Annotated in this window: 14 protein-coding genes; 10 read left to right on the forward strand and 4 right to left on the reverse strand. The window is 70.1% G+C overall.

Going from position 1 to position 17,961, the window contains the following annotated elements; genetic code table 11:
• Nucleotides 1-1,059 carry an alpha/beta fold hydrolase gene (locus K8612_RS20735; protein ID WP_223763542.1) on the reverse strand — a complete coding sequence of 353 codons (1,059 nt, stop codon included), beginning with the start codon at nt 1,057-1,059 and terminating at the stop codon, nt 1-3.
• 169 nt (nt 1,060-1,228) lie between these two features.
• On the opposite strand from K8612_RS20735, the gene K8612_RS20740 reads away from it, so the two are divergent.
• From K8612_RS20740 to K8612_RS20755, 4 genes are all read left to right on the forward strand, one after another.
• The gene (locus K8612_RS20740; RefSeq protein ID WP_223763543.1) at nt 1,229-1,576 is read left to right on the forward strand and encodes a hypothetical protein; all 348 of its coding nucleotides are present in this window, start codon (nt 1,229-1,231) and stop codon (nt 1,574-1,576) included.
• 132 nt (nt 1,577-1,708) lie between these two features.
• Nucleotides 1,709-2,710 carry a protocatechuate 3,4-dioxygenase gene (locus tag K8612_RS20745; RefSeq protein ID WP_223763544.1) on the forward strand — a complete coding sequence of 334 codons (1,002 nt, stop codon included), beginning with the start codon at nt 1,709-1,711 and terminating at the stop codon, nt 2,708-2,710.
• A gap of 59 nt (nt 2,711-2,769) precedes the next feature.
• The gene (locus K8612_RS20750) at nt 2,770-3,444 is read left to right on the forward strand and encodes a response regulator transcription factor (protein WP_223738288.1); all 675 of its coding nucleotides are present in this window, start codon (nt 2,770-2,772) and stop codon (nt 3,442-3,444) included.
• Nucleotides 3,441-4,985: a HAMP domain-containing sensor histidine kinase gene (locus K8612_RS20755; RefSeq protein WP_223763545.1), complete on the forward strand. Its 1,545-nt coding sequence runs from the start codon at nt 3,441-3,443 to the stop codon at nt 4,983-4,985. Before K8612_RS20750 ends, K8612_RS20755 begins: the two co-directional genes overlap by 4 nt.
• Nucleotides 4,986-5,052: 67 nt before the next feature.
• Here K8612_RS20755 and K8612_RS20760 read toward each other — a convergent pair whose 3' ends face one another.
• Nucleotides 5,053-5,808 carry a hypothetical protein gene (locus K8612_RS20760; protein ID WP_223763546.1) on the reverse strand — a complete coding sequence of 252 codons (756 nt, stop codon included), beginning with the start codon at nt 5,806-5,808 and terminating at the stop codon, nt 5,053-5,055.
• Nucleotides 5,809-6,248: 440 nt separating this feature from the next.
• On the opposite strand from K8612_RS20760, the gene K8612_RS20765 reads away from it, so the two are divergent.
• Complete coding sequence (locus K8612_RS20765; RefSeq protein WP_373692120.1) at nt 6,249-7,685, forward strand: FadR/GntR family transcriptional regulator; 1,437 nt, start codon at nt 6,249-6,251, stop codon at nt 7,683-7,685.
• Nucleotides 7,686-8,148: 463 nt separating this feature from the next.
• Here the strand turns inward: K8612_RS20765 and K8612_RS20770 are convergent, their stop codons facing one another.
• Together K8612_RS20770 and K8612_RS20775 are read right to left on the reverse strand one after the other, a co-directional pair.
• Nucleotides 8,149-8,700 (reverse strand): hypothetical protein, encoded by a 552-nt coding sequence (locus K8612_RS20770; protein ID WP_223763548.1) that lies wholly within the window; start codon nt 8,698-8,700, stop codon nt 8,149-8,151.
• A 128-nt stretch (nt 8,701-8,828) separates the two neighbouring features.
• Complete coding sequence (locus tag K8612_RS20775; RefSeq protein WP_223738283.1) at nt 8,829-9,434, reverse strand: sigma-70 family RNA polymerase sigma factor; 606 nt, start codon at nt 9,432-9,434, stop codon at nt 8,829-8,831.
• A 211-nt stretch (nt 9,435-9,645) separates the two neighbouring features.
• Between K8612_RS20775 and K8612_RS20780 the strand changes: the two genes are divergently transcribed.
• The 5 genes from K8612_RS20780 to K8612_RS20800 are packed head-to-tail and all read left to right on the forward strand — an operon-like array spanning nt 9,646 to nt 17,847.
• Nucleotides 9,646-11,640, forward strand: a complete 1,995-nt coding sequence (locus K8612_RS20780; protein ID WP_223763549.1) for an alpha-1,4-glucan--maltose-1-phosphate maltosyltransferase — start codon at nt 9,646-9,648, stop codon at nt 11,638-11,640.
• A gap of 17 nt (nt 11,641-11,657) precedes the next feature.
• Entirely contained in the window at nt 11,658-13,307 is a 1,650-nt protein-coding gene (gene treS, locus K8612_RS20785; RefSeq protein WP_223738281.1) for a maltose alpha-D-glucosyltransferase, read from the forward strand.
• A 6-nt stretch (nt 13,308-13,313) separates the two neighbouring features.
• Nucleotides 13,314-14,648 (forward strand): phosphotransferase, encoded by a 1,335-nt coding sequence (locus K8612_RS20790; protein ID WP_223763550.1) that lies wholly within the window; start codon nt 13,314-13,316, stop codon nt 14,646-14,648.
• A complete protein-coding gene (gene glgB / locus K8612_RS20795; protein ID WP_223763551.1) occupies nt 14,645-16,849 on the forward strand; it encodes a 1,4-alpha-glucan branching protein GlgB in 2,205 nt (734 codons plus the stop codon). Before K8612_RS20790 ends, glgB begins: the two co-directional genes overlap by 4 nt.
• A 32-nt stretch (nt 16,850-16,881) precedes the next feature.
• Nucleotides 16,882-17,847, forward strand: coding sequence for an aldo/keto reductase (locus tag K8612_RS20800; protein WP_223763552.1), 966 nt, complete (start codon nt 16,882-16,884; stop codon nt 17,845-17,847).
• The last annotated feature ends 114 nt before the right edge of the window (nt 17,848-17,961 follow it).

A 17,961-nucleotide genomic window follows, 5' to 3' on the forward strand; every position in this document is an offset into this window, starting at 1 on the left:
TCAGTGGATCACCGGGCGATCCAGCTCGGAGAGGATGAGGGGGAACACGTCCTGGGACGCGCGCTTGCCCATGAAGACGTCCAGGTGGCCGTAGTCCGGCAGGAGGTGCAGCGCGTGCCGGCCCGGGTGGAAGCGCTCCAGGTGTTCGAAGCTGCGGCGCTGGCTCTCCGCGAGGAAGCAGCGGTTCTGCTCGCCCGCGAGGAAGACGAACCGCGCGTCCGTCTGGGGCTCGCGCACGCCCAGGTCCTCCGGCAGCGCGCGGAAGCCCTCCACGGGCACCAGGTGGCCGGCGCGCACGCACGCGTCCATCTGGCGGAAGAAGCTGAAGGGCACCGGGCCGAACTCGTGCTGGAGCCAGTCATGCGTCTGGGCGTTGAGGTTCTCGTGGCGCCACAGCACCGGGAAGCCCGTGCCGTAGGTGAAGCTGGTCCAGCGGCAGACCAGGTTCTGGCACTCGTGATGCGTGGCCTGCACCACGCGCGTCAGCATCCGGGCCGTGCGCGTGGGGCCGCCGTAGGCCCACTGCGGATCCAGGAAGGGCGTCAGCCGCGCGACCAGCGGCACGGCGTAGTGCAGCTTCACCTTCGCGGTCGCGGGCACCACCGGGTGCAGCGACACCGCGTTGGTGATGATGAGGTCCACCTCCGGAAGGAGCCCCGCCACCGCGGCCATGGTGAAGCTGGTGGAGCCCTGGCAGTGGATGATGGCCTTGACCTTGTCCGCGCCCGTCTTCTCCCGCACGGCGCGGATGGCGGGCGGGTGGTCCATGACGGCGGCCTGGTCCAGGGTCCACTCGCCCGGCTCCACGTCCATGCTGGCGCGCCAGTTCTCCAGCCACACGTCGTAGCCGTCTTCAATCAGCGCATCCACGACGGTCTGGCGCACCGGCGCGCGGAAGATGTTCCCGCGCACGCCGGCCCCGTGCACCAGCACCACCGGCCCCTTGTCCGCCCTCTCAACGCCGCTCAGGTGCACCAGGTGCAGCGCGCGGCCGTCGCCCGCGAGGAAGGGAACGATCTCCTCGGTGTAGCGCGGCTCATGGATGGTCTCCGCGGACATGACAGCATCCCCCCACACCGCAAACGTTGGTCGGTGCGCGAGGGCCGACAACCGGCGTGCAACCCCACGCGGGGCGGCGCTCGCTGCGGCAGACCGGGACCGCGGGCAACGGCGCGGCGCCCCCCTGTCACGCCGCCCGCGCGGGCCTTCGGGGTGCTATGCGGGGGGCATGGGCACGGATGCGGGCTGGAGTGACTACGAGGGCGGCGCGACGCTCGGGGGCATGGGCAGCCAGGGAGGCGCCATCGTGCGGGACGAGGGCCTCCGCGGCCTCCTGCGTCTGACCTACGAAGCGGACGACTCGCGCTCGTTCCATGTCGTCACCTGCGGCATCTCCGGCTGGCTGGCGCATCCGCGCTTCTTCGACAACGCGGCGGACGCGCTCCACGCCTTCGAGTCGATGAAGCCCGCGTTGGAGGAACTGGGCACGACGCTCCCCGAGGGCGGGCCCCGGTCCACGGCGGACGGACGGGCGGCGGGTCCGCTGCTCGCGGCCTTCCGAGTGCGCTTCTCCTGAGTCGCGGCCCTTCCGCGCAAGGATTGCTTAAGGTTCTCCCGCGATAACCCGGTTCGCCGTCCGGTCAGCCCCGGGCGGTCCGCGGGTGGCCCCTCGCCGCCCCCGGCTCCCGAGCTCCCGGAGGAACCCCGGATGAAGAGCGAATCCCCCCAGGACCCTTCCCCCAAGGTCATCACGCGCCGGAGCCTCCTGCGCGGCATCGGCCTGTCGCTGGCCGCGGTTCCCGTGGCGAAGCTGCTCGTCGCCTGCGGAGGCGACGACACGACGGGCGGCGACACCAACACCGACGCGGGCACGGACACCGATGCGGGAGTGGTGGACCCGGGCACCTGGGCCACGGGAGGCACCGCGGCGATGACAGCCGCCGCCACGTATCCGGATCCGTTCGCGTCCGGCATGGGCACGGTGTGCAACCTCAACTGCGAGGCAACGCTGGGGCCCTGCTACGCGACCACGGTGGACCGCAAGGACATCAGCGAGGGCCATGACGGCCTGCCGGTGCGCCTGGCCTTCCTCGTCGTGGACGAGTCCTGCAAGCCCATCCCGGGTGCCACGGTGGACATCTGGCACGCGGGCCCGGAGGGCCTGTACTCCGGCGAGGACGCGAGCGACTTCTGCACGTCCGGGGACGCGACGGCCCGGTCGGCGCGGTGGTTCCGCGGCGTGCAGACCACGGACGCCAACGGGCGCGTGGACTTCGACACGTGCTTCCCCGGCTGGTACAGCAGCCGCACCATCCACATCCACTTCACGGTGCGGGTGAACGGCCAGGAGTTCGTCACGTCGCAGTTGTTCTTCGACGACGCGACGAGCGACGACATCATCAACCACCAGCCGCTCTACGACACGCGCGGCGCGCGCGACACGACCAACCAGAACGACACGGTGGTCTCCGCGGACGCGGTGGGCGACTACCTCTTCGCCACGCAGCGCATGTCGGACGGCGCGATGCTGGCGTCCAAGACGCTGGTCATCCGCTCGTCGCTGAACAACGCGTCCTGCGCCATACCGGGCGGCAGCAGTGGCGGTGGGCCCGGCGGTCCGCCTCCGGGCGGCGACGGAGGCATGGGTCCTCCACCTGGCTGGGATGGCGGCATGGGGCCGCCGCCGGGCTTCGACGGGGGCACGCCCTGAACTAGGGTGATCCGGGCCCCCGGAGTCCTCCGGCGGGTGTCCGAAGGGAGGCATGGCGCATGGGCGACCGCATCCTGCTGGTGGAGGATGACGACGCGCTCGGGTCCCAGATTGTCGGGCACCTGCGCGGCGCGGGCTTCGAGCCCGTGTGGTGGCGCGAGGGCCGGCTGCTGGTCTCCGGCGACCTGCCGGACGTGAGCCTCGTGGTGTTGGACCTGATGCTGCCGGGCGCCTATGGCATGGACATGCTCAAGGCGCTGAGGACCTTCTCGGAGGTCCCGGTGCTCATCCTGAGCGCGCGCAACGACACGCTGGACAAGGTCCGGGCGCTGAAGCTGGGCGCGGACGACTACATGACCAAGCCCTTCTGGCCGGAGGAGCTGGTGGAGCGCGTACGTGCGCGCCTGCGCCGGCCCACGTTGCAGAAGGAGCAGGCGGTGGTGGAGGTGGGCCCGGTGCGCATCGACCTGCAGGGGCACACGGTGCAGGTGCAGGGGCGGCCGGTGGAGCTGACGCGGGTGGAGTTCGGCTTGCTCGCGGCGCTGGCGCGCAGGCCGCAGGAGGCGGTGACGCGGCAGTGGCTGGTGGAGCACGTGTTGGATCCGGAGCGTGAGGGCACGGAGCGCACGTTGGACGTCCACGTGTCGAGGCTGCGGCGCAAACTGGGGCCGGTGAAGTGCGTGGAGACGGTGTGGGGCGTGGGCTACCGGCTGGTGCCCGGGGAGGATGCGTGAAGCTGCGGTTGCGGCTGGCGCTCACGGCGGTGGCGGTGACGGTGCCCGCGGTGTTCGCGCTGGTGCAGGTGGAGCACTCGGTGCGCCGCCGCACGACGGACGACGTCATCATCGCGTCCACGCTGTCGCAGATGCAGTCCGGCGGCCGCGAGCGCTGCGAGGCCGCGCCCGAGACGTGGATGGTCCGCGCCCGTTCGCCCCAACGTCCCCCCTGGGAGCGCGAAGGCCTGCCCGACGGCAACGGAGGTCCGCCCTCCGGCAAGGTCGCCCCGAACGCCCCCCCAGGCAAAAGGCCCGCAGGCCCCAGGCCCGGGGATGAAGGTCCGCCGCGCATGGAGCCCCGGGGGCCGCTGGGACGGCGCCTGCCCCCGGTGAACCTCTACCCGTTCGACGGACAGTTCGTTTCGCGAAACCCGCAGGCACCGGCGCTGGACGACGAGCTACGCAAGGGCGTGCGGGAAGATGGCGTGGGCGTGCGCCGCTACTCGAAGGCGGACGGCGCGCTGGTGCAGGACCTGCTGTTGCGAATGCCCTGGGATGGAGGCCCCTGCGAGTACGTGCTCGCGCGGCGGGTGGAGCCCGCGGAGTCGCCGGAGGTGGGACTGCCGCCACTGTACGTCTGGGGAGTGCCCACGTTGATCCTCCTGTCCGCGATGGTGGTCGCGCTGGGACCGGTGGTGCAGCGCCTGCGCCGGCTGACGGAAGAGGTGCGAGCCTCCTCGGGCAGCGGCTACGAGCAGCCCGTGACGGTGAGCGGCAGCGACGAGATCGCGGAGCTGGCCCGCGCCTTCCAGCAGGCGCGAGCGGAGATCCAGGCACAGATGGCGCACCAGCAAGCGCGCGAGCAGACGCTGCGGGACTTCCTGGCGAACACGACGCACGACGTGATGACGCCGCTCACGGTGTTGCAGGGGCACCTGGCCGCGATGCAGCAGCGGATGCGAGCAGGTGAGCCATTGGAGTCAGGCCTGATGGTGTCCGCGATGAGCGAGGCGCACTACATGGCCTCGCTGGTGCACAACCTGGGAGCGGCGGCGAGGCTGGAGGCGGGAGCACCGCAGGTGCAGCACGCGCCGGTGGACCTGAACGCGTTGGTGTCACGGGTGCTGGGCCGGCACCAGCCCATCGCGAGGCCCCAGCGCATCGCCCTGGAGAGCGGAGTCCCGGCGACGCCCACCTGGGTGATGGGCGACGAGACCTTGCTGGAGCAGGCGGTGAGCAACGTGGTGCTCAACGGCATCCGGTACGGCCGCGAGGACGGCCACGTGGCGGTGGTGCTGGAGACGACGCGCCACCAGACCTTCCACCTGAGGGTCATCGACGACGGACCCGGCATCGCCGAGGAAGAGCGTTCCAGGATCCTGGAGCGCCGCTTCCGAGGCAACGACGCGAGGACACGAGAGCCCCAAGGCCAGGGCCTGGGCCTGCACATCGTGCACAACGTAGTGGAGCTGCACGGCTGGAAGATGACCCTGGCCCCCTCGGAGTACGGAGGCCTGGAGGTCGCCTTCACCGGTCCGCTGATTCCCCCGCCGGAGTGACTGGACCCGATACATGGGGCCTGGGCCTCAAGTCAGCCCGAGTCGCTCCCACGGACCGGCTTCTGACTCAGCGAGACCGCTTCACCACATACGGCCACGCGGCCTGGAGCGAGTCCTGTGACGCCTCCCCGAACAGAGCGATGGCGTCCACCGGCCGAGCCTCCCCGGTGAGCTGCTCGACGCACCATGCTTCCAGCGCATTCCGCAGACCACGCAGCGGCCCGTTGAGATTCTCCAGCGCGGCATCGGCCAGCAGCGCGCGAGCCTCGGCCCAGTGCCCCTCTCGACACGCCACCACTGCGGAAGCGAGCGGGGCGAACCACAAGGGAACGTCCACCCGCGACCGCGCCTCAGCCAGACGGGGCGCCACCCGTGCCAGCCGACCTTCGATCGCATCCACCAGCGCGAGCGCCGCGGACAACACCGCGCGGAACTGCGCCGTCAAACCCTTCCGTGACTCCAGACTGGAAAGCTCCCGCCCCGCCACCGGCAATTGCCAGATCTGGAGCCGGGCGATGCCGATGTTATACGTGGGAACGACCTGGACCTTCGCCAGGGGCCGCGACGCCTCGAACCGCTCGAGCGCGGCGGCCACCCTCCCCTCCGACAACAACTGGAGCCCCTCGTCCGTGAGCTGCTTGCTCCGGCGGTAGCGAGGAAAAAAGTAGAGGGCTGTCGGCACCAGCAGGACGAACAGGACGACGGGAAACACCATCATCGCCAACTGTCGGTCGGGGATGAAGTGGCGCAGGAGCTGAGGCACTCCAAAGAACACCAGCAGCACCACTACGGCGTACGGCCAGGATTCCGCATGGGCCTTCATCGACAGAATTCGTAAGCAAACCCCGCGCCCAGACCATCAGGAGGGGGCGCGCGAAGCGTGACCGTGGGTCGCGACGTCGTGCGTGCGCGACCGCCAAGGTGGGGCGCGGACAGAGGCGCCCGACGGGGCCTCGTTGCATCAAAACTTGTCCGACCGTCGGACCAGTTTCCGCCGCGTGTACCCAAGGCCGGGCTGGACCGGTGCGGGCGTGACGCCGTGCGTGCATGAACACCAAGGTGGGGCGCGGAAGAGGCGCCCGCCCGGGGCCGGTGGCCTCAAAACCTGTCCGACAGTCGGACAGGTTTTCGCCTCCCGCCGCCCGGGGGTGGGCTTGGCAAGTCCGCGATGCGGAAGGTGGGCCGCACGTCCATGTCAGACCCCTGTGGTGGGATGGCGACGCTGGAACGAGGAGGGGGATGGGGATGGAGCGGCGAGGACTCGTGGCGTACGTGGAAGCGCAAATCGAGCGCGATATCGCACTGGGACGGCTGCCCCCGAGCGGGCAGCTTGGCTCCGAAGCGAAGCTGGCGCGTCGTTATGAGGTGTGCCGGGGCACCATCCGCGAGGCGCTGCGGCGGTTGGCGGCGCGGGGGCTGGTGGTGCAGCGCCCCGGGCGAAAGACTCGCGCGGTGGCGTTGGATGAGTCACTGACGCTGGAGAACCTGGGCCTGGCGCTGCATGACGCGCGCTCCCCGCAGGCCCGGTGGCTGCTGGAGGGCTACTTCAGCCTCAAGCGGCAGGTGCTGGTGGAATTGCTCGTCGACTGCTGTTCGAAGGCTTCGGACCGCGACCTGGACCGGCTGGGGAGCGCGTGCTTCCGGCTCCAGGACGCGGCGCGCTGGGAGTCGGGGGCAACCTGCGCCCAGGCGGAGTTCGACCTGCTTCGGGAGGCTGCACGCGTGGCGGAGCGGCCCGGGCATGTGCTCCTCGTCCAGTCCCTGCAGCGGGCCTTCATGGGAGGCGCCGCCAAACTGCTGCCGCTTCTGGGCGGAGCCGCGCTGCGCGCGTGGGCCTCCCGCGCGATGGCAATGCTGCATGAGCGCGACGGGCGGGCGCTTCAGCACGAACTGCCGGCGCTGATGAAGGCTTGCGATGAGCTCGTCCTGAATGCCTTCGCCCCCGCTCCGCGGGCATCTGTCTCTGCCGAAGCCCCGCACAAACAGGAGACCAGCCTCGGTGCGCCCGCACGAGATGAAACACTGGAGCCGCACCCTTGCAACGAGGAAGGTAGCACCGCCAATTCCTCATCAGCGGCGTTACACGACGAAGCACCGGAGCACCACTCTTTCTGTGAGGAGCACAGTGCCGGCTCCTCCGTGTCAGCGACAGTGCAGGTCGACACGATCAAGCGGATCCCATGCATTGAGAAGCATGACACCTGCGTGTCAACCGCCGCGCAGGACGTGGCGCTGGAGCGGAACAACTGTGGTGAGGAGCGCAGTGCCGGCTCCTCCGTTTCAGCAACAGTGCAGGTCGATACGCTGAAGCGGATCCCATGCATCGAGGAGCCTGGCGCCTGCGTGTCAGCCCCAGCGCAGGACGTGGCGCTGGAGCGGAGTACCTGCGGTGAGGAGAAGCGTGCCCGCGCCTCCGCTTTAGCGGCAGTGCAGGTCGACGCGCTGAAGCGGCTCCCATGCATCGAGGAGATTGGCGCCTGCGTGTCACCCGCCGCGCAGGACGTGGCGCTGGAGCGGAGCACCTGCGGTGAGGAGCAGGGTGCGCGCGCCGCCTCGTCAACGACCGAGCATGACGGAACGCCGGAGCCGCGCTCTGACATGGAAAAGCGTGCCGCCGACATCGTCGCTTCAGCCACCATGCCGGACGGCGCACAGGAGTCGTGCTCCGGTGCGGAGCTGGCGGCTCCCGATTTCCCCTAACGAGCTACCGAGGACACCGAAGCGCTCGGGCTTGCTCCTTGCATTCAGGTGGCGGCACTCCTCGTGGATCCGGACTTCGGGGCGATACCGTCTCCAGCGGCCCAGGATTCCCCCTCTATGCCCGTGAAGAATGCTCCGGGGACATGATGGGCTCTCCCACCTGGGAGTCCTGTTCAACGGCTCAGCACCGCTTAGGACTTTCTTCGGGCTTTCGGCGCGTAGACTGCGGTGGGCCTCTGGCGCTTCCCTGCCCATTTCGTTGCTCGGCCTGCGTCGTGCGCGGCGAAGCCTCTTCGTGTTCGCTCTCGCACGCTCACTTCAGCTTTGTCTGCGTCCTTCTGGCGACGGACTCAACTCGAGCCCACCGTGTCCGCCCCCATGTGGGGCGGACACAGTCCAGCTCCCCTCCCCCTCGCCAGGCCACGAGCTGGACGCGGACCCGGCTTCCCTCCCCCGAACTCCGCTACCGCGTCGCGGCCCGGCGCGCTGGCGTCCGCCCCTTCACGGTCCGGTGCGCCTGCGCCTTCATCGCCGGAACGCGCCGCGCCTTGTGCGCCCGCGCCTTCACCGGGCCCCGGCGCGCATAGCCCGCGGGGCGCAGCGCCTTCTTCGCCACCGTCTTCTTGCGCCTCGCCGTGGCGCGCGCCGCGGGCCGCAGCGTCTTCTTCGCCGCCGGCCGCTTGCGCAGGGTCGGCCTTGCCTTGCGCGCCGGCGCCATCTCCATCCGCCGCAACTGCGACTCGAAGCGCGTCAGCGCCTTGCGGAACAGGGCCGCCTTGCGCCGCGTGTCCATGCGCCCTCCCATCACGCGGCTCCCCATGGGGACGCGCATGGCCTCGCGGCGCAGCCGGTGCGCCAGCTTCTCGTAGTGGTCCACCAGGCCGCGCGCGCGCCGCACCATCCCCATCAGCTCGCGCCGGGACAGCTCCATCAGGTTGCGCGGCGCGCTGGCCAACACCAGCCGCATCTCCCGCGCGTTCATCAACGCCGTCCCCGTCTCCCGCATCTTGCGCATGTCCGCCCCCTCCCTCGGGTTCGCCAAACAGTCGCAAGCTTTGGGGCCCCTCCCGACAGCGGCAAGGCGGCCACGGCCGGGGCCTGCCCCACCGCCCGTCCCCGGGGAACAGGGCGGATGTCCTGCAATCAGCCGGATGCGCGCACCGGCGCCGCGTCCAGCAGCACCGCCAGCTTCTCCAGCCCCAGCCGCGCACGCGTCTTCACCGTCCCCAGCGGCTGGCCTGTCTTCTTCGCGATCTCACTCTGGGACAGCCCGTCGAAATACCCGAGCAGCACCACCTCCCGCTGCTCCGGCGGCAACTGCGCAATCGCCGCCCGCACCCGCGCCTGGTCCTGCGCCGCGGTGGCGGCGTCATCCGGCGACGGCGGCGTCGCGCTCACCGGAGGCGGCTGCTGCGCCACCCCCTCCACCATCCGCGACACCGTGCCCAGCGACCGCAGCCGGTCGATGGCCCGCGTGCGCGCGATGGTCGTGACCCACGTCTCCAGTCCGCCGCGCTCCGGGTCGAACTCGCGCGCGCGCCGCCAGACGTCCAGGAAGGTCTCCTGCAGCACCTCCTCCGCGTCCGCGCGCGTGGGCAACAGCCGCACCGCGATGGCGAACGCGCGCGCGGAACACCTCGCGTAGACCTCCCGCATGGCCGCCGCGCCGCCGAGCGCCACCTGCCTCAGCAGGTCGCGGTCGGCCGACAGGTCACTCGCTTGCTGGGCAGCGGAGTCGTTGGGCGGCATGGTCATCCCGGATACCGCAACCGGAGGGGCGGATCCCAGCTTCAACCATCGGGGCCCGTCCACCCAGCCCCTCGGGCTGGGCGTCCGCTCCCCTCGTTCCTAACGTTGACAGGCCAACGCGACCAGGCGGCACCCATCTTCAATCAACAACACCCGCGCATTGCCGCCTGGAGCCACTGACTCGGAGTCCTATAAGGGGCCGCCAGCCGATATGACCGAACGACTCGGAAGCGTGTTCATCGAGAACGTCCAGCCGGAGCTGGACGCGGGGCGCTACGCCATCAAGCGCGTCGCCGGGGAGACCCTCACCGTCCGGGCGGACATCTTCAAGGAAGGCCATGACGTCCTCGTGGCCGTCGCCCGCTGGCGCCAGGTCACCCCCGCCGCCCAGAAGACGGACTGGGCCGAGGTCCCCCTCGCCTTCAAGAACAACGACGCCTGGGAAGGCTCCATCCCGCTCGCGAACAACGGCCGCTACGAATTCACGATTGAAGCCTGGCCGGATCTCTTCCGCACCTGGGCCCACGAGCTGAAGCGCAAGGTGGACGCCGGCCGCGACGTGAAGAGCGAGCTGCTGGAGGGCGCCGCCCTGCTGGAGGGCGCCGCCGCGCGCGCGAAGGGCAGGTCCGCGGAGGACCACCGGCTGCTCGCCGAGGCGGGGGCCCGCCTGCGCACGCCACCCACGCCGGACCACCTCCTCATCGCGCTGTCCTCCGAGCTGGCGGACGCCGCGTCACGGCACCCGGACCGCACGCTCGCCGGCAAGTACGACAAGGTGCTGGAGGTGTTCGTGGACCGGGAGAAGGCGCGCAACGCCGCCTGGTACGAATTCTTCCCCCGCTCCGCGAAGCGCGACGGCAAGACGCACGGCACGTTCAAGGACGCGCAGGCCTGGCTGCCGTACATCCAGAAGCTCGGGTTCGACACGGTCTACCTGCCGCCCATCCACCCCATCGGGCGCACCGCTCGCAAGGGCCGGAACAACAGCCTGCGCGCGGAGCCCGGCGACGTGGGCAGCCCGTGGGCCATTGGCGCCGCGGAGGGCGGCCACAAGGCCGTGCACCCGGAGCTGGGCACGCTGCAGGACTTCCGCGCGTTCGTGGACGCGGCGAAGGCGCACGGCATCGAGGTGGCGCTGGACCTGGCCTTCCAGTGCTCGCCGGACCACCCGTACGTGAAGGAGCATCCGGAGTGGTTCCAGCACCGCCCGGACGGCACCATCAAGACGGCGGAGAACCCGCCCAAGCGCTACGAGGACATCGTCAACTTCGACTGGATGGGCCCCGCCCGGGACGCCCTCTGGAAGGAGCTCCGGTCCGTCGTCCTGCACTGGGTGGACAACGGCGTGCGGACCTTCCGCGTGGACAACCCGCACACCAAGCCCATGCGGTTCTGGCACTGGCTCATCCGCGAGGTGCAGGACCTGCACCCGGACGTGCTCTTCCTGTCGGAGGCCTTCACCCGCCCCAAGGTGATGAAGGCCCTGGCCAAGGTGGGCTTCACCCAGTCGTACACGTACTTCACCTGGCGCCTCTTCAAGGACGAGCTGCGCACGTACCTGGAGGAGATCACCCAGCCGCCCGTGGCGGACTACTTCCGCGGCAACCTCTGGCCCAACACGCCGGACATCCTCCCGGAGAACCTCCAGAACGCGGGGCCCGGCGCCTTCCGCCTGCGCGTGGCGCTGGCCGCCACGCTGTCCTCCGTGTGGGGCATGTACTCCGGCTACGAGCTGTGCGAGGGCCGCCCGGTGCCGGGCAAGGAGGAGTACCTGGACTCGGAGAAGTACCAGCTCGTCGCCTGGGACTGGGACCGCCCGGGCAACATCTCCGAATGGATCGCGAAGCTCAACGCCATCCGCAAGGCGCACCCCGCGCTCCAGCACTACCAGGCGCTGCGCTTCTTCGAGTCCGACAACGAGCGCGTCCTCTTCTACGGCAAGCGCTCGCCGGACGGCCTCAGCACGGTGCTGGTGGCGGTGAGCCTGGATCCGTACGCGCCCCAGGAGGCGCTGCTCCGCGTGCCCATGGAGTGGCTGGGCGTCAGCGCGGAGGAGACCTATCAGGTGCAGGAGCTGATGGCTGATCAGCGCTCGCTCTGGCAGGGTCCGGACGTGCAGGTGCGCCTGACGCCCGAACAGCCCGCGGCCATCTGGGCCGTGTACCGCTACCGCCGCACCGAACACGCGTTCGACTACTTCGAGTGACCCCTTCCGAGAGGCGTATGGACCTGGATCCGCTTTGGTACAAAAAAGCGCTCATCTACGAGCTGCACATCCGCGCATTCCACGACTCCAATGGGGACGGCCACGGGGACATCCCGGGCCTGATTGAAAAGCTGCCGTACCTGCAGGAGCTGGGCGTGGACTGCCTGTGGCTCCTGCCGCACTACCCGTCCCCGCTGCGTGACGACGGCTACGACATCGCGGACTACTACGGCATCCACCCGGACTACGGCACGCTGGCGGACTTCCAGCGCCTGGTGGAAGAGGCCCACAAGCGCGGGCTGCGCATCCTCATCGAGCTGGTCGTCAACCACACCAGCGACCAGCACCCCTGGTTCCAGGAGGCGCGGCGGGATCCCAAGAGCCCCAAGCGCAACTGGTACGTCTGGAGCGACACGGACGAGTCCTACAAGGGCGCGCGCATCATCTTCACCGACACGGAGCGCTCCAACTGGACGTGGGATCCGGTGGCCAAGCAGTACTTCTGGCACCGCTTCTTCAGCCACCAGCCGGACCTGAACTACGACAACCCCGAAGTGCAGGAAGCCATGCTGGACGTCATGCGCTTCTGGCTCAACATGGGCGTGGACGGGTTCCGCTGCGACGCCGTGCCCTACCTCTTCGAGCGCGAGGGCACCAACTGCGAGAACCTCCCGGAGACGCACGCGTTCCTGAAGCGCCTGCGCAAGACGATCGACTCCGAGTACCAGGGCAAGGTGCTGCTCGCGGAGGCGAACCAGTGGCCCGCCGACGTGCGCGTGTACTTCGGCGAGGGCGACGAGTTCCACATGGGCTTCCACTTCCCGGTGATGCCCCGCCTCTTCATGGCGGTGCGCCGCGAGGACCGCACGCCCATCGTGGAAATCATGCAGCAGACGCCGGACATCCCGGACAACTGCCAGTGGGCCATCTTCCTGCGCAACCACGATGAGCTGACGCTGGAGATGGTGACGGACGAGGACCGGGACTACATGTACCGGGAGTACGCCACCGACCCGCGCATGCGCATCAACCTGGGCATCCGCCGCAGGCTGGCGCCGCTGATGGACAACGGCCGGCGCCGCATCGAGCTGATGCACAGCCTGCTCTTCACGCTGCCCGGCACGCCGGTCCTCTACTACGGGGACGAGATCGGCATGGGGGACAACATCTACCTGGGTGACCGCAACGGCGTGCGCACCCCCATGCAGTGGACCGGCGACCGCAACGCGGGCTTCAGCCGCGCGGACTACGCGCGCCTGTTCGCGCCCGTCATCGCGGACCCCGTCTACGGCTACCAGTCCATCAACGTGGAGGCCCAGGAGCGGCAGAAGTCCAGCCTGCTCCAGTGGGTGAAGCGGATGATCGGCATCCGCCAGCGCTACCCCGTGTTCGCCATGGGCAGCTTGCGCTTCCTCACCACGGAGAACCGCAAGGTGCTGGCCTTCGTGCGCGAATGGGAGGGCCAGACGGTGCTCGTCGTGTGCAACCTGTCGCGCTTCGCGCAGCCGGGCGTGGTGGACCTGCGCGAGTTCGAGGGCAGCATCCCCGTGGAGTTGATTGGAGAGACGCCGTTCCCCCGCATCAGCGACCTGCCCTATCAGTTGTCGATGGGGCCTTACATGTTCCTGTGGTTCCGGTTGGACAAGCCGCTGCAGGCGAAGGAGTAACCCCGCGTGACCCCCCTGGACCTGACCAAGCTGCCCGACTTCCTCAAGGCCCAACGTTGGTTCGCCGGCAAGGCGTGGCCCATCAAGAGCGTCAGCGTGGCGGACCACGTGAACATGGAGCTGGGCACGTGCTCCTTCACCCTCGCCATCATCGAGGTCGTCTACGAGCTGGGGAACCCGGAGCGCTACCAGCTCCAGGCCCGCCACACGGCCGAGGGGCTGGTGAGCGCGCTGGATGACGACGACTGCGTGCGCGCCCTCTTCAACCTGGCGCGCGAGGGCCGGCAGGTGGTGTCCGGATCCGGCCGCGTGGTGGGCGAGTGGATCACCTCCACGGACAGCGGCGTGGCGCTGCCGGAGCCGCTCACGGTGCGCCGGCTCAACGTGGAGCAGAGCAACACCTCGCTGGTGCTGGGCGAGCGGGTCATCGTCAAGGTCATCCGCAAGCTGGAGGCCGGGGTGAACCCCGAATACGAGGTGGGCCGCTTCCTCGCGACGAAGACGTCCTTCCGCGCGACGCCGCAGTTGGTGGGCGCGCTGAACCTGGAGGGCCCCGCCGGCGCGACGCTCGCGCTGGCGCACCGCTTCGTGCCGGACGCCGTGGACGGCTGGAAGTACACGCTGGAGCGGCTGCGCCAGGAGAAGGCGCTCTCCGAGCGCTTCCTCGGGGAGATGCGCGAGCTGGGCGCGCGGCTGGGAGAGCTGCACAAGGCGTTCGCCTCCGCGGGGCCGGACGACCTGGCGTTCTCCCCGGAGCCGCTGCTCCAGGAGGACCTGCAGCGCTGGAGCGCGTCCATCGTGGGCGAGCTGGGCGTGACGCTGGCGGACGCCGGGCGGCTGCACGCGGACCTGGAGGGCCGGCGCGAGAGCCTCATCGCGTACGCGAAGCGGCTGGCGCAGGTGGCGCCCTCCGGCCAGAAGATCCGCATCCACGGCGACCTGCACCTGGGGCAGGTGCTGCGCTCGGAGGGCCAGTGGCTCTTCTTCGACTTCGAGGGCGAGCCGTCCCGCTCCTTCACCGCGCGCCGGGAGAAGTACAGCGCGCTGCGCGACGTGGCGGGGATGCTGCGCTCGTTCGACTACGCGGAGGCCACCGTGGCGCTGGAGGGCGGCCAGCCGCGCGGGCGCGTGGGCCCCACCCGTGACGCGTTCCTGCAAGGCTACCGCCAGGCGACGCGCGGCGCCCCCTTCCTGCCCGACACCGACGAAGCCTTCGACACGATGTTGCGCGCCTTCGAACTGGAGAAGCTGTTGTACGAAGTGCGCTACGAACTCGCCAACCGGCCGGACTGGGTGCGCATCCCCGTCGAGGCCCTGTTGCGGATGGAGGATGCCCAGTGAGGAAGCCTGCGGACAGAGCACAGGTGGACGCGGAGCTGCAACGCGTGGTGGAGCTGCGCCATCCGGAGCCCCACTCCGTGTTGGGCGTCCACCCGGATGGCGACGCGGTGGTGGTGCGCGCCTACCGCCCGGAGGCCGTGGCCATCCACGTCCTGCCGGAGTTCGGGGGCAAGGTGCCCATGCAGCACCGCACCGGCGGCGTCTTCGAGGCGCGCATCAACGGCCGCACGGAGCCCTTCAGCTACCTGCTGGAGGTGGAGTACCCGGGCAAGAAGGTCTTCACGCTGCGAGACCCGTACAGCTTCCTGCCCACCATCGGGGAGATGGACCTGTACTTCGCCGGCGAGGGCCGCCACGAGCGGCTCTGGGAGCGGATGGGCGCGCACCTGCTCCACCACAACGGCGTGAAGGGCACGTCGTTCGCCGTGTGGGCGCCCACCGCCCGGGGCGTGTCCGTGGTGGGGGACTTCAACGGCTGGGACGGCCGCCTGCACGCCATGCGGCGCATGGGGTCCTCCGGCATCTGGGAGCTGTTCGTCCCGGAGGTGGGTGAAGGCACCCGCTACAAGTTCGAGATAAGGCCCGGCCACGGCGGCGGCCCGCTGCTCAAGGCGGACCCCTTCGCCTTCCGCACGGAGACGCCGCCCGCCACCGCGTCCGTGGTGCATGACCTGCAGCGCTACGCCTGGGGCGACAGCGCGTGGCTGGAGGCGCGCGGCAAGCACGTGGACGCGGCCCACCACCCGTGGAGCGTCTACGAGGTCCACCTGAGCAGTTGGCGCCGCGTGGTGGAGGACGGCGACCGGCCCATGACGTACCGCGAGCTGGCGCCGGAGCTGTCGCGCTACGCGAAGGAGCTGGGCTTCACGCACGTGGAGCTGCTGCCCGTGTCGGAGCACCCCTACGGCGGCTCCTGGGGCTACCAGGTGGGGGGCTACTACGCGCCCACCGCGCGCTTCGGGCATCCGGACGACTTCCGCTACCTGGTGGACTACCTGCACCAGGAGGGCATCGGCATCATCGTGGACTGGGTGCCGGGCCACTTCCCGCGCGACAGCCACGCGCTGGGCCAGTTCGACGGAACGGCCCTCTACGAGCACGCGGACCCGCGCCAGGGCTCGCAGCCGGACTGGGGCACGCTCGTCTTCAACTTCGGCCGAAACGAGGTGCGCAACTTCCTCATCGCCAACGCGCTGTTCTGGCTGGAGGAGTACCACGTGGACGGGCTGCGCGTGGACGCGGTGGCCTCCATGCTCTACCTGGACTACAGCCGGAAGCACGGCGAGTGGGTCCCCAACCGCTGGGGCGGCCGGGAGAACGAAGAGGCCATCCAGTTCCTGCGCGAGCTCAACGAGACCCTCCGCCGCAAGCACCCGGGCGTGGTCGTCATCGCGGAGGAGTCCACCGCGTGGCCCAAGGTGTCCCAGCCCGTCAGCGAGGGCGGCCTGGGCTTCACCTTCAAGTGGAACATGGGCTGGATGCACGACACGCTGTCGTACTTCTCCAAGGACGCCGTCTACCGGCAGTACCACCACAACCAGCTCACCTTCGGCCTGCTGTACGCGTTCAGCGAGCACTTCATGCTGCCCTTGAGCCACGACGAGGTGGTGCACGGCAAGGGCAGCCTGTACGGGCGCATGCCGGGGGACGCGTGGCAGAAGCGCGCCAACCTGCGCGCGCTGTTCGCGTGGATGTGGGCCCACCCGGGCAAGAAGCTGCTCTTCATGGGCGGCGAGTTCGGCCAGCCGGCGGAGTGGAACCACGACAAGAGCCTGGACTGGCACCTGCTCCAGGATCCGGGCCACAAGGGCATCCAGAAGCTGGTGGGCGACCTGAACCGCGTCTACCGCGACGTGCCCGCGCTGTACGACTCGGACAGCGAGCCCATGGGCTTCCAGTGGCTGCAGCCGGACGCGTCCGCGGCGAACGTGCTGGCCTTCGTGCGCCGCTCGCGCACGCCGGGCCGCCACGTGGTGTGCGTGGCCAACCTGTCGCCGGTGCCTCGCGAGGACTATCGCGTGGGCTTCCCGCTCCACGGCCGTTATGTGGAGCTGGTCAACACCGACGCCGGGGAGTACGGCGGCAGCGGCATGGGCAACCGGGGCCAGGTGCACACGGAGGCGACGGGCTGGGACGGCCAGCCCGCGTCCGCGGTGCTCACCCTGCCCCCGCTGTCGGTGGTGTGGTTCACGCCGGGGTAGGACGGGCCCGGCCTCACCGGAAGGACTGGGGCATGGCGGCAGGAGCAGCGGCGAAGCGGAAGCTGGGAGCGACGGGCCTGGAGGTGTTCCCGCTGTGTCTGGGCGGGAACGTCTTCGGCTGGACGGCGGACGAGGCGACCTCGTTCGCCGTGCTCGACGCGTTCGTGGAAGGCGGCGGCAACTTCGTGGACACCGCGGACGTGTACTCGCGGTGGGTCCCCGGCCACGTGGGCGGCGAGTCGGAGACGGTGCTGGGCCGGTGGATTGCCTCGCGCAAGGCGAAGGACCGGCTGGTGGTGGCCACGAAGGTCGGCGCGGAGACGGCGCTGGGCAAGGGCCTCACGCGCGAGCACATCGAGAAGAGCGTGGACGCGTCCCTGCGCCGCCTGGGCGTGGAGCGCATCGACCTGTACTACGCGCACTATGACGACCCGAACACGCCCTTCGAGGAGACGCTCCGCGCCTTCGACGCGCTGGTGAAGGCGGGCAAGGTGAAGGCGCTGGGCCTGAGCAACCACACCGCGGAGCGCGCGCGGGAGGCCCTGGACACGCAGAAGAAGCTGGGGCTCGCGCGCTACCAGGTGCTTCAACCGGAGTACAACCTGGTGGAGCGCCCGAAGTTCGAGGGCGCGCTCCAGCAGGTGAGCGAGCAGGAGGGGCTGGCCGTGGCGCCCTACTTCGGGCTCGCCGCGGGCTTCCTCACCGGCAAGTACCAGGAGCGGCAGCCGGCCCCGGCGTCGGCGCGCGCGGGCAACGTGCTCAGGAAGTATGGCAACGCGAGGGGCTGGGGCGTCGTCGCCACACTGAAGAAGGTGGCGGAGCGCCGCGGGGCCACGCCGTCGCAGGTGGCGCTCGCGTGGCTGGAGACGCGGCCCACGGTGGTGGCGCCCATCGCCAGCGCCACGTCGGTGGCGCAGGTGAAGGAGCTGCTCGGGGCCTTCTCCCTGAAGCTGGAGACGGACGACCTGCGCGAGCTGGACCGCGCGTCGGCGGCGTAGCCGCGGTCCAACGAGGGACGGGCCCTGGCGCCGCGTGACGCCGGGCCCCCTGCCCTCCGGGAGGAAGTCGGCCGTTCCAGGCCGGGTCGGTGACGGGGAGGCCGCCGTTGATGC

It is taken from the genome of Corallococcus sp. AS-1-6 (assembly GCF_020037015.1).
Classification (GTDB): Bacteria; Myxococcota; Myxococcia; order Myxococcales; family Myxococcaceae; genus Corallococcus.